General features: G+C 50.1%; 11 protein-coding genes. All 11 read right to left on the reverse strand.

Features of this window, described 5'->3' with window-relative positions; genetic code table 11:
- Positions 1 to 51 precede the first annotated feature (51 nt).
- The 11 genes from BM202_RS18995 to BM202_RS19045 all read right to left on the reverse strand — a co-directional run bounded on the left by BM202_RS18995 (position 52) and on the right by BM202_RS19045 (position 12,838).
- Positions 52 to 345 (reverse strand): hypothetical protein, encoded by a 294-nt coding sequence (locus BM202_RS18995; RefSeq protein WP_093828996.1) that lies wholly within the window; start codon positions 343 to 345, stop codon positions 52 to 54.
- A 224-nt stretch (positions 346 to 569) separates the two neighbouring features.
- Positions 570 to 1,742 carry a serine hydrolase domain-containing protein gene (locus BM202_RS19000; RefSeq protein ID WP_093828998.1) on the reverse strand — a complete coding sequence of 391 codons (1,173 nt, stop codon included), beginning with the start codon at positions 1,740 to 1,742 and terminating at the stop codon, positions 570 to 572.
- 144 nt (positions 1,743 to 1,886) lie between these two features.
- Positions 1,887 to 3,377 (reverse strand): serine hydrolase domain-containing protein, encoded by a 1,491-nt coding sequence (locus BM202_RS19005; protein WP_093829000.1) that lies wholly within the window; start codon positions 3,375 to 3,377, stop codon positions 1,887 to 1,889.
- Between the two features lie 112 nt (positions 3,378 to 3,489).
- Entirely contained in the window at positions 3,490 to 4,584 is a 1,095-nt protein-coding gene (locus tag BM202_RS19010; protein ID WP_093829248.1) for an IS110 family RNA-guided transposase, read from the reverse strand.
- A gap of 356 nt (positions 4,585 to 4,940) precedes the next feature.
- Entirely contained in the window at positions 4,941 to 6,437 is a 1,497-nt protein-coding gene (locus BM202_RS19015) for a serine hydrolase (protein ID WP_093829002.1), read from the reverse strand.
- A 10-nt stretch (positions 6,438 to 6,447) separates the two neighbouring features.
- The gene (locus BM202_RS19020) at positions 6,448 to 7,290 is read right to left on the reverse strand and encodes a DUF4097 family beta strand repeat-containing protein (protein WP_093829004.1); all 843 of its coding nucleotides are present in this window, start codon (positions 7,288 to 7,290) and stop codon (positions 6,448 to 6,450) included.
- Entirely contained in the window at positions 7,290 to 8,159 is an 870-nt protein-coding gene (locus BM202_RS19025) for a DUF4097 family beta strand repeat-containing protein (protein ID WP_093829250.1), read from the reverse strand. The genes BM202_RS19020 and BM202_RS19025 overlap by 1 nt, the downstream gene beginning before the upstream one ends.
- 97 nt (positions 8,160 to 8,256) lie before the next feature.
- The gene (locus tag BM202_RS19030) at positions 8,257 to 9,096 is read right to left on the reverse strand and encodes a HEAT repeat domain-containing protein (RefSeq protein WP_093829006.1); all 840 of its coding nucleotides are present in this window, start codon (positions 9,094 to 9,096) and stop codon (positions 8,257 to 8,259) included.
- Positions 9,071 to 9,616, reverse strand: a complete 546-nt coding sequence (locus tag BM202_RS19035; protein ID WP_093829008.1) for an RNA polymerase sigma factor — start codon at positions 9,614 to 9,616, stop codon at positions 9,071 to 9,073. The genes BM202_RS19030 and BM202_RS19035 overlap by 26 nt, the downstream gene beginning before the upstream one ends.
- 201 nt (positions 9,617 to 9,817) lie before the next feature.
- Positions 9,818 to 12,181 (reverse strand): ABC transporter permease, encoded by a 2,364-nt coding sequence (locus BM202_RS19040; RefSeq protein WP_093829010.1) that lies wholly within the window; start codon positions 12,179 to 12,181, stop codon positions 9,818 to 9,820.
- Positions 12,182 to 12,250: 69 nt separating this feature from the next.
- The gene (locus tag BM202_RS19045; RefSeq protein WP_093829012.1) at positions 12,251 to 12,838 is read right to left on the reverse strand and encodes a hypothetical protein; all 588 of its coding nucleotides are present in this window, start codon (positions 12,836 to 12,838) and stop codon (positions 12,251 to 12,253) included.
- Positions 12,839 to 12,944 lie beyond the last annotated feature (106 nt).

A 12,944-nucleotide genomic window follows, 5' to 3' on the forward strand; every position in this document is an offset into this window, starting at 1 on the left:
ATAGGAGAAAACGTACTCCCTCATGCTCAATACGTATGGTTTGGAACAGGATTATCGGGCCCTGAGCAATTGTCGCTGCTTAACTAAATCTTCCCGTCTAACGAACGTAATGGGTACGAATTCGTCGGTTGGCGAACCAATGTAATAGAGTGTCCAGTCGCGGTCGTAATCGGCCAGCAGTTGCTGGATGCATTCGACCCGGTCGAAGGTTGGCACCCGGCAGTCGCCCCAGTAGAACAACTCTACGCGGTAATGCAGCGCTTGTTTCTGACCGTTGATGGTGACGTCAATTTCTATATCCTGTTTGCCGGGTAATGATGAGATGGGAATGGCGATGTATGACATAGGGGCAGGAAAAAGATAGGTGAAAGAATAAGGTCAGTTCGCAACGCATAGCGTATTACTGCCATAGAACCCCAAATGTTATACCAGTATGTTTAACTGTTTGTTAGACAGTCTATTGTATGCCACAAATGAACGTAGCATGTCCGATTTCGGACATGCTACGTTCATTTGTGGACAAGGCGATGATGTTGGCTGGCACTGAGTTAAAACCCAGTGTTTTATAATCAATTCGGCAACACAACCGCTCGGTCGTCTATGGCTTTTGCGATCTGGTTGGTCAGGGTCGTAACCCTCGAAGCGCTCATGCGGTCGCATTCGTTAGAGAGCACTACGATACCCATGTTCAGTTCGGGATAATTGACGCATAAACTGCTAAAGCCGGGGATGTTGCCGTCCTGCCAGATGGCGCGATTGCCCGCTACGTTCAGCATCTGCCAGTTTAATCCCGACGAATAGCGGGATACGTCGCCCGACGTTGGCTGATGCGTTAGTTTGGCGGCTTCTGTCTCTTCGGCTACGTTCCACTGGATGTATTTCAGCATATCCGTAACGGTCGATTTCAACGCAGCGGCTCCCTGGAGTTGATCGGGAATGGGCGGCATCTCAACCCCATTGCAATTGTAGCCTTTCGCGAAAGTAGCCTGATCCGAAGACGTCAGTTCAATCTTCGTATGACTCATGGCGAGCGGCTGGGTTATTTTCAGCCGTACCAACTCGTCAAAGGGCATGTTGTACACCCGCTCTAAAATATAACCCAGCAACTGAGCGCCCGTATTGGAGTACCGGAACGTATAACCCGGCATTGTATCCAGCTTTACCTTATGCAAGTCGGCGTAGAAATCGTCGCGGGTGTAGCCCTGTAAAAGCTCAGCCGCAATTGTCGAGGAAGGAATGGCGGTATTGGCAAATGCGTCTGGCCGATCCGGCAACAGGAACGGTAAACCCGATCGGTGATTAATCAGGTGAAAGAGCCGGATGGACTGCCCTTCATACGTCAGGTTTGAATAATTGCCGGTCAGGTACTTACGAATATCATCGCCCAGCTTCACTTTCTTTTCGACGACCGCCTGCGCCAGTAAAGCCCCCGTAAATGTCTTGGTAATGGACGCGATTGGGTACACAGTTTGGCTGGTTGGCAATTGCTGCCGCCCTTTTTCAACCGTACCATAGTTATACACATATGGTTGACCATCTTTGATAATGCCAATCGAAAGCCCAACCGACTGTGGTGTCGCCATGAAGTGTTGAGCGGCCTCCTCAACAAGGAGGTCGACCGACGTTTTCAGTGGATTATCCGTTGATGCCTTTTCGGGAATCGTAACGAGTGCTGTGGGGCGCTTGGGCTGAATAGACCGTAGCGGAAATAGCAGAAAAGCGGAGATAAGCCAGGCAGTCATGGGTAATCGTCTGGTTTAGAGGTTTGTTGCAAACGGAATGGCTATTCTGCCTGCGGTTTGCGTTAAAGATGCAGGTTACTACGCTCGGGTTGCTTACATCGTAACTATTTCCGTTAATAGCCTCGGTTCGCCTTTCGGCATTAGCTACTTACCAGCCGTTTCGCCCGCCTTTTTCAGGAAATCAATTGCGGTTGTGTTCTGGGGGTTTAACTCCAGCGAGTGCTTGTAATTGATAATTGCTTGTGCACGGTTTCCCATATGCTCGTAGTTTTCGGCCAGGCTGTCGTAGGTGTTCCAGGCGTTGGGATACAGGCTAACGTTCAATTTAAAAATCTCCAGTGCTTCGTTGAGTTTGCTTTGCCCGACCAGCGTATAGCCCCATCCATTTACGTACCCTTCACCCAGGTACAGTTCAGGGTATTTTTCACGAATATTCTGAACTATGTTGATAGCTTGTGCATAACCCTGCTTTTTCAGTTCGTCGTGAAGAGCTGTTAAAGCAGCGGGTTCGCCGTTTAGTACGTTCATGACTTTACCCGACAGTTCCTGAAGTTGGCCCTGCGTTGTCTGATCCGAGTTGTTGGCGAGTAGCACAAGTCCAACCTTCTGATCGGGATATAGATCACAGAAACTGGCAAAGCCGAACGTACCACCCGAGTGTTCCAACTGGCGCTTGCTGTCGATGGTTTTGTGGAGAAACCAGTTCATCCCCAGCGCCAGGTTATCCGTATTTCCCCAGGTAAGCTGATGGCTCAGTTGCACCGCTTTATTGCGTTCGTCTAACTGATAGGCTGCGTATTTTAGCAGGTCAGCCGCACTGTAGCGAAGGCCCCCAGCGGCCTGCATCGCTTTCAGCGTGAACGCGGGCATTCGAATGCCCTTTCCATCATAGCCAATGGCGAATTGATCCAACGAAGTTGCCGAACCGAACGTAGTACGCATCTGTAGCGGCTGTTCGATCTGTGTTTTTATTAACTCTTCGTAAGGTTTTTGATAGACTTTCTCCAGAATATAGCCCACCAACTGAGCCGCTACGTTCGAGTGACGTGGATTCTGACCGGGAGCTGCCTTAAGCGTAACCGCGTGCAGGTCGTTGAAGAAATCCTGCCTGGTGTATGTAGTCAACTCATTTACAATCAGGAACGGAATCGAATCGGGATTAGCCTGCTTAAACCGGTTGGGATTATCCGGGAAATTGTCGGGCAGTTCGGAGGTCCAGTTGGTCAGATTTATCAGCCGGATGGGCTTGCCTTCGTAGGCCAGATTCGGGTAGTCGCCATCGAGATACTGGCGAATATCATCGTCTAAGCTGGCTTTCTTATCGACAACAGCCCGCGCCAGCAGCAAGCTCCCAAACGTTTTACTGATCGACCCGATTTCGTAGATAGTATTTTGCGTAGGTAACAGGTTTTTGCCTTTCTCCAACGTGCCGAAATTATAGAAAGCCGTTTTCCCGTTTCGGACAATACCAATCGACAAGCCTACGTGCGCTTTCTCCTTAACGAAGGCTGTTCCCAACTGTTGAATCGTAGCATCAGCGCGGGCATCAGTTGCTGCCGGTTGCGCCTGATCAACAGTGGATTGTAGGGTTGCCGTTAGCAAGCATATGGCGAAAATGATTCTATTAAGATGCATGAGGTGTTGAATCAAAAGTCTTGATAAGAGATGATACGTAACACCGGGTTAAAACGGCTGGTACTGTCGTGAAAGTCAAGTTTTGAAGTAGGATTTTTTTCATATCTTTGGACTACAAGTAGGACAACTCGGCTTCCGCTGGTTGATCCTGTGTAGTCCCGCTAGTCGGGACTATTTTTTTGTCCTGACTCGCTTGATTTGCTAAGTACAAAGGGTCATACTTGACCCCGTGACGCCACAAGGCGTAGGCCATCAAAAGCAATCGCTTCTGAACCGCCACATAGGCTTTCATTTTGATGCCACTTCGCTGATAAACCCGTTCATAAAGCGCTTTGCAAGTAGGTTCATTGAACCGAACGGCGTTGAAAGCAGGCATATGCAGGATGCGACGAAGTCGACTGTTCCCTTTTTTGGAAATACGTGTTTTACCCGAATGGTTGCCTGACTGATTCTCCACCACATCGTAGCCCGCATAGCTGACCAAGTGGCGCTGGTTGGTGAAGCCCTCGAAACCGTTGGTTTCAGCCACTAACACGGCAACCGATAACAGGGCAAGGCCTTTGATCTGGACTAGCCGCTCGATGCGGGGCTTGAGAATCGGGTCGTCATCAACGAGCTGGGCAATGGCTTCTTCGAGAGCAGTTAACTGTTGGTCATAGATCTTGACCAAGTTGGCCAGTTGCTTGGTGATGAAGCCATTATCAAAGGCACCATGCTCCAAGGCATGTTGTTGGTTGGTCGACTGAGTACGTAGTTCCTGCAAGCGCTGGTGCTGGCGAGTCAATAACCGAAGTGCATAGAGGTTCTTAGAAAGCGGTTTCCACAGAGGTAATTGCTGCTCAAGGCCCATACGAGATAAGCCTTGGGCGTCGATTTTGTCGTTCTTGGACTTGTAGCCTAAGCTTTTCAAGTAATGTTTGGCTTTGTTTGGCAGCAGAATACTAACGGGTTGGTCCTGCTGATAGAGATACCAGGCAACGGCTTCGTGGTAGACGCCGGTGGATTCCATTAGGTAATTTAGGGGTAACTCTAGCTTACGGTGGCGAGCCACCCAGTTGACCAAAGCGCAGAAGCCTGTTGGCTTGTTAACGACTTTGGTAGTGGCTTTAACGGTGACTCGTCCGCTGGAGTCAATGACCGACAGACAAACTTGAAGCGTGTCTTTGCTGATGTCCAGCCCCACGCAATAACGTAGAAAAGAAGTCATGACAAAGGGGATAAAAAATAAAACATGGCTTACCTGACTACTTTCCTGGCCCTGGCACATCGATGGCAGATCACAGGACTAGCCTGCGTCTATGGGTACTGTCGGAGCTTGTTGGAAAGGGACAAGGGCACCAGCACAACCAGCCTGTTCAAGATCACCGGAGAGTGTCTCAGCGGCCGACCCGAGGTACTGGCAACCCATGTCAGGTCTTACTCAAAAATTGCACTTTTTCGGACAACCTCCAATCAAAACAAAGATATGAGCGGCCGACCGTCCGGTGCAAGTGATCAAAATGTTGCATTGCGCCGGACGGTCGGCCGCTGCCGTTTTAACCCGGTGTTGCCTATTGCACACTTTTACTTGCTACCCTGTGCCAACTTTTTAAGATGACCGGTTGCGTTGGCGTTTTCCGGATTCATGGCCAGCGAGCGTTTGTAATTCTCAATGGCCAATGCCTGATTACCCAGCCGCTCGTAGCCCTCCGCCAGGCTGTCGTACGTATTCCAGCTTTCGGGATACAGGCTCACATTGAGCTTGAAAAGTTCGAGCGCTTCTTTCGCCTGACCACTGCTCATTACCCGATAGGCCCAGTCATTCAGTTCGTTTTCATCGGGCTGAAGATTTCGTTTTTTCAGTTCATTTCCGACGGGTATCGCTTGGTCAAAACCGCGCTTCTGTACTTGAAGACGTAGCGCCGTGATGGGGTCGGACTGGGGAATGTCTGGATTAAAGTAACCGGCCAGTTCTTCAATAAAATTTTCCGGCGAACTGCCCCCCAAATTGGTCAGCACAATAACCGCCAGATCATCATCCGGGTAAACAAGGAAAGCGGAACGACCACCTCCCGACATACCCACGGCCCGGTGCTTTGGCCGGAATTTGGTCAGTCCCCAGCCGAGCGCCCATTGCGTTGGTGACCCATTGCTGTACGTACCGGGTGACCACAGCGTGTTGAGAGCCGCTTTTGTTTTTAACAGTTTGCCTTGTTGCAGCGCAATGATCCAGTGGGCCATGTCTTCGGCCGTGCTGTTCAAGCCCGATGCGGTTCGGCGGGAGGCCGGAAATTCAGCGTAATTATTCGTCAGTTTCGCTTCACTCAGTTTGTGTCCGTCAAGGCTGGTTTTGAGCGAATAGGTTGGCGCAAAATGAGGAAGAACATCACGGGAATCACCAAAAACGGTGTTTGACATACCGGCAGGTTGAAACTGTTGCTCACTGAATACCTGGGCGAATGGTTTGGTATGTAGCTTGTCGATGACCTTGCCCAGCAGCACGTAATTTGTCTGGTTGTAGCTAAACTGTTCGCCCGTCCGAAAATCCATGGGCCTTTTCTTTACGGCCTCCCAGGCCGCTTCTTCACTGCCCAAATCAGCCAGCCCACCCGTTGATGGACTCAGTACCCGAAGAATATCGGGTATGCCCGAAACGTGCGTTAGCAATTGCCTGATCGTTACCGGTTGCCAATCGGTCGGCAAGTCATCGACGTAGCGGGAAATGGGTGCCGCTAAATCAACCTTACCGTCTTCAACGAGTTGCATGATGGCCACACCCGTAAATGCCTTTGTGCAGGAGTTAATGGCAAAAATGCTTTTATGCGTTACGGGAACAGAGTCCTGAAGATTGGCAAATCCATATGATTTATTCAGCACCAGTTGACCCCGCTGTACCACGGCAACCTGCATCCCCGGAATGCTGAGCTGGCTCATTTTATCGCGCAAAAACCTGTCGAGTGAGTCTACTGATTTTTGCGTGCTACCAGACGTAGTAGACGGCGCGGGTCTGCTTTGTCCGTAGCTGAACGTAAGCGTAGCGGCTAATCCTAATGTGACGATACTAAGTCGACTGGCGGTCATACTACGTTGTTTATTTCGCCTTGCGGATGTAGATATTGCCGTTCATATTTTTCATCATGACTTCCGGGCCACCGCCGTTGATTTTACCGTATACCCAATCTTCAATTTTCACCTGATACATGCCCGACTGATTCGTGCGGCTCACCTTCGGCTGGTTTCTGTCCACGTCGATGTCAAAGTCACTGTAAATGTCGCCCCGGTCGGATTTGAGTTTGCTGTTCGCTTTTACCGACGCCGGAAACGTTACGTCGACATTGCCATTCAGCGTTGAAAAGGCCATGGGCGTACCAGAATTAATGGATTTGAACGTAGCGATCAGGTTGCCGTTGACCGTATTGGCGACAGCAGAACCCGCAACGTTGGTCAGGTGAATGTAGCCGTTGACGTTCGTTACTTCCAGGTTACCCGTTACGTTCTCGATCTCGATATTTCCATTGTTCACGGTGCTAACCTTGAGTCCAAATCGTTGTGGAACCTTGATTGTCAGATCAATAGGATGCTTTATGGAATTGGCGTGGACATTAACGGTGTTGTTCCGCTCCTCAGCGCTGACATCAAGCGGCATTCCGGTAGCAATACGCTTCATGCCGTTTGCTGCTTTATCAGGCCGATCATCATCGTCGTCGCGTCGGCTGCGTTTTGGCGCAGCTACAATGTCGATCACTACGTCTTTGCCCGAGTAGCCAATTACTTTGATCGAGCCGTTGATTAACCCAACGTGCAACGAACCGGGTTTGGCGGGATCACTCAGGGGAACGACCAATTGCTCTTTCACCTCATTCTGCGCGAGAACTGATGACGTGGCAAGCCGGGCTATGCATAAGAGTCCAATGATCAGTTTAATGGTTTTCATCAGGATTGTTTTTTAATGTAAATGTTGCCGTTAAATGTTTCAAACTTGAACGTTTTGCCACCGCTGCCGATACGTATAGCCGTGTTTTTGTTGAGCTTATAAACTGTTCCATCGCCGGTCTTCTGGGTTGTTTTTATCACCTGAACGGGCAGCACTTCGGTGTTCGGGTAGTCGGTGAAGAACTTGCCCTGGAAGGTTTTGAACTGTAAATCAGCAGAGAGATTGGCCGGATAACTTACGTTGATGTTCCCATTGAGTGTGTAGTACGACGAGTTTTCGGGCGGATTCGCTACGTAATTGACGTCGAGGTTTCCGTTGATGGTGTGAGCGTCGGTCGTGCCTTTCACGTTCGTCAGCGTGATGGCACCATTCACGTTACGTGCTTTCAGCGCCCCTTCAACATCCTTGACCGATACGTTCCCCCGGTTGACTGTGGAGACTGTCAGATTCATCCGGTTCGGGACTTTCACAGTAAAATTGAGCGTGAAATCATAATCAACATCGCGGTCGTTGCCCCCGTTATTATTGTGTCGGTTGCGTCGGGGACGTGAATCGAAGGGTTCGGCAATGTAGGCCACAAGGCTGTCGCCCTGCTGCTCGAACTGAAGCTGGAATTCCTTTTTGCCAGTTTCCAGATCCTGACTGGTTTTAGCCGTAATGGATTTATCGACCTCCACAACAACCTTATCGCCCGAATACCCTTCGACCTTGATAAAACCGTTGACGTTATAGATCGCCAGCGCGCTACTGGCCGACTTCGATACCGTAAATTCTTTGCTGACGTGCTCTTTAAATTCCTGAGCGGTGGCTGGCGACTGGGCACAAGAAAGCACCAGTCCCGCCAGTACGGGGATTAGTAATAGTTTCATATACATATAAAGTGAAAGAGTGAAAGAACGAAAGAATGAATGAGCGAAAGACAGTTGGCGAGCTTGGCGCTCTTTCGCTCATTCTTTCGCTCTTTAATCAGGACAAATCCCGGATACTTTGCTCGATTTTACCTTTGACCAAGTGGTTTAAATTGTCGTCGTGGAGCAATTGCCGAAGCGGTTTGATGGATCGTTTCTCCTGCAACTTCACCATAATATCGGCTAGCGCTGACTGCACCAATGGCGATTCCTGGCGGGCGATGGACTGAACCAGACCTTCCCGTACGCTTGGATTATCGGCCAGCTTCGCGAGGGCTTCCAGCGTAACCAGGCGCACATTTACGTTTGAGTCGTTGTCGAGTGTTGTTAATAGCGCATCAACCACCTTCTCGTCTACCTGATTGATTTCTTCGGTGTAACTCACAGCCCGAAGCCGTTCCGAAGCCGACGGATTTTCCAGTCCCGAGAGCAGCACCATCTGGCGCATTTCCTGCACCTGCGTCGACAACGTATCAATCTGTTGTTGCTGAACCGCTACGGTCGTTTTGCCCGGATGACTGAACCAGTATCCAGCCGCAACACCAATACTTAATAGCACAAAACTGTACCCCAGGCGATACGCGTAGTTAGGTGCCCAAAGCTGGCGGAGTTTCGTCAATAGATTGTTAAATACGCTCTCCTGTTTTGTGTTAACGGTCTCCTTATACGTATCGAGCATCGCCTGAAACCGAACCCGCGCCATCGGGCTGGGTTCTGGTGTAGGAACGTTGCCCATCAATTGCCAAAGTTGCCGGGTTGCCCTGGCTTCGGCCTGGCAGGCCGGGCACTGCGCCAGATGCGTTTCCAGCGTAACCCGTTCCGCATCCGGTAACTGGTTGCTGAGCCAGTCGGTTAGCTGGTCTTTTATCTGGTCACAGTTTATAGGCAGTTTTTCCATTTTCTAGTGTCAGGTAAATTTTCCTCAACTCATTCATCGCCCGATGCACCCGCACTTTAATCGCCCCCTCCGTCGTGTTCAGCACCCGCGCAATTTCCTCGTATTTCAATTCCTGGAACCGGCTCAGTACCAACACTTCACGATTCTCCTCACTTAATTTTCCCATTGCCCCATAAAGGGCATCCAGTTCCTGTTCTTTCTGGATTCGCTCATCGGCGGCTGGTCCACCTCCAATCTTCTCTGCTATGTCGGCCAGGTCATACTGATGGGCCGAACGCTTGTTTTGTTTGCTATGATCGACCAGTACGTTCCGGGCCAGATGATACATCCAGCTCCTGAACTCACCGTCGCCCGTGAACGTATGCCGATATTTTAGCATCCGGTAAAACACCGTCTGGACCATATCTTCGCTGGCCTCACGCTGGTTGGTCATGTGAAAAAGGAAGCCGAACAGGGGACGATTGTGCCGCTCGAAGAGTAAGCTCATCGCGTCCATATTGCCTGCCTTTACCTGCAGCATAATAGCGTTGTCTGTCAGAGAGGTCAACCGCGTTGGTATCGGGTTATTGGTGGAATTTGGACTGGAAACCGAGCGAATTGGGGAAGGTTACAGAAAAAGAAGAAATTTTTTATTTGTGTAGAGACGCAATCCCTTGTGTCTCCTATGCGTCAGCCAAACCATCCGGTCAGTGAGACGCAAGGGATTGCGTCTCTACGTGTGCTAATCTGATTTCAGCGAACTGGATGGGTTGATCTGGAGCGTTTGCCAGAGCTTCAGCAGAATTGTGAGGAAGGCTATCGCCAGAACGCTACCGGCTGAAATAATCAGGATGCCTGTGGAAACGCCATTGTTTATTTTGAAAATGCTGTTCAGCAACACCAACGCCATAAAATATCCGCCGGCACAGCCTAAAACGACCGCAACGATCAGAATCCAGACGTAGTTTTTATGTAGTACCCAGCCAATCTGGGCGCCTGTAGCGCCCAGCACCCGCCGGATGGCTACTTCCTGCATACGTTTCAACACGTTGAGAGACACTAACGAAAACAGCCCCGAAATGGCTAGTAGTACGGTCACCAGCGCAAAAACACCCATTGTCTGCGCCACATTGTTGGATACGGATTCGGCTTCGGCAAGGGCATTGTCCTGATAGAAACCGTCGAAAGGTTTGTAGGGAAAAAGGCGCTTCCAGGTTCGTTCGAGATCGGCAAAAACCTGCTGTTGATGTTCCGCTTTTACACGGGCAATGAAATACGAAAACTGACTGGCCGATACAGGACGTATCACCGCAGCCGCAATTGGACGGAACGGCGTATTGGTCATGAAGTCGCGTACAACCCCGCTGATCTGATACGTAGTTGAATCCAGTTGAATGGATCGGCCTACCAGGGACTTCCCCTCGCCGAACGCCCGAACAAAGGTCTCGTTCACCAGTACGTTGGGCGCTGGTCTATCATCCTGCGTAGCCAGCAAGGGTTGTCCGTCGCGTAACTGTATCTGGAGCATCCGCGTAAAGTCGTCGCCCACATTGTAGATCATCGCTTCGTGCGGCTGGCTATTCAGACGAAAATTAATGGTGCTGTAACTAAAACCGGGAATATGCTGGGTACCACTGACGGCCTCTACATGCGGAATGGTCTGGGCTGCGGTTTTGAAGACGCGCCAGCTCGATTCGTCATACACATAAGCGCCAATAAGGTTGTGACGGTCGTAGCCTACATCGGCGGTGTGGTTATACTCGGCATTGCGTTCAAAACTCAGTCCCACAACCACGGCTATCAGCGAAATGGCAACCTGAATGCCCATCATAACGCGGGAGAAAAGACCTGATCCACCGAAACGTAGTGTTCCCCGAAAAATATGCGCCGGTCGAAAGGCGCTCACATAAAAGGCGGGGTAAGAGCCGGCTAACAATGTATTGAACAAAAACATACCCATCAGGTAGGCGGCTAAAACCGGGTCGAGATAATCAATCTGGATGGCCATGTAGGGCCACATGTGATTATACCAACTCGAAATCGGAAAGGACAGGATCATGCCCAGCAAAATGGCAAGTGCACAAATGACGCCTGCTTCCGCGAGCAATTGAATAATAAGCTGCCCCTGTGAACTTCCCATTACTTTGCGAACGCCCATCTCGCGTAGCCGACGGTTACAAACCGCAATGGTCATGTTTGCAAAGTTGAGTGAAGCGGTCAACAGGATCAGAATAGCCATCACCAGCATGCCCCAGACTGCCGATGCCGGGAGCGAAGGATATAATCTGTTCGCCCGTAAGTTTCGGGCGTTGAGGGCCATCGTTCGAAGGGGTTCTATCACAAACCGCTTGATTTTCCAGTCAGGATCGGCTGATTGCTGCCGAGTTATAAAAGGGGCTAATGAGGCTTCGATGGACGAAACAGCAACGGGCTGTTTCAGAAGCAGAAACACCGCATCGACACGGTATTTCCAATCGGTATGATCAACGGGCTTGTCCCCCTCAAGTTGATTGGTCAACTGCGTCAGGAAATCAAACCGTATACTCGAATGCTTGAAATCTCCATCCACAACGCCACCTACGATCAGCGTCTTCCGGGTAGATTGATCCGCATAAATGGTCAGGGATTGGCCAATTGGATTCTGGTTACCAAAATATTTTGTAGCGGTTTCCTGAGAGATGAGAATCCTGGAGGGGTCGGTGAAATCGGCAGATCCACTTACTACCGGAAAGTCGAATACCTGGAGAAACGTAAGATCGGCAAAGTGGATCGTTTCATTGAATATATTGTCTCCCTGCTTGACAACCGCTCGTCTTGAATCAAGCCGGACAGCCGCTTCAACGTTAGCAAGTTGCTGCGGTGCGTCGATCGCTATACGGGAGGGAGTAATACCGTACAAGGCATCGTTATCGGCCTTCACGCTTTCTACCCGCACAATACGGTCGGCATTTTTGTGCCAGTCATCGTATGAATTAGCGTATCGGTAGTTCTGAAAAGCCAGTATGCCAAAGCCGAGCCCCAGCCCTAACCCGACAACATTAACGATCACATAGCGCAGATTACGTTTAAGATTACGTAAGGCTATCTTGAGGTAGTTATCCAGCATGGTATTTTCGTAGAGACCGTACCGACGGTGATGCGATACGTTAACCGGTCTTTACAAAAATACAGTATATTATTGATTGCCCGTCTTGATGCCAAAGCTGCGCTCTGTTTCTTTAATGATCGCCTGTTTTTCGCGCTCAGATTTACCGACTACGTTGGCCGTACGTTCAATAATCAGCTCTTCGCCGTCCTTCTGGAACGTGTATTGCATCCAGAGCCGTCCGTTTTCTTTATCTTCCCGGACTAATACCGACGATGGAGCGACTTCGCTTGGGGAGAAGGACGAAGATGCATTGGCTTCCAGGCGATTATCTCTGCTTTCGTCCGCATGCGACACGTAGGTGGCCTGTCCCTCCTCTCTCCGCTTACGCTGTAAAGAGGCTTCACGTTTCCGACCCACAATCGCAACGCCACCTTCCTGTTCCGATGAGGCCCGGTCTAATGAATCAAGAATGCGGGATTTTAATTCGTTTACGGACTCTTTGTCCATGCCTGCTATATCGAATGAGCGGCTGTAGTAAATGGAACGGCCGGGCTGCTCAATGTCAACACGAATACGGAGTTGCCGCTCATCGGTAGTAACTTCCCTGCTGGACGAACGCTGTGCTACGGCACCGAATCCTACGGTAACCAGTAATAAGGTAAATAGCGTTTTCATAGATCAGCAAAGGGTTTCGTGATGGTCGATTAGATTAGCACATTCTTCCCATCTATCTTCGTGCCAGACGTATAAGCTTCTGTTTTTCAGTATATTATTCAATGTA

It is taken from the genome of Spirosoma endophyticum, from assembly GCF_900112365.1.
Classification (GTDB): domain Bacteria; phylum Bacteroidota; class Bacteroidia; order Cytophagales; family Spirosomataceae; genus Spirosoma; species Spirosoma endophyticum.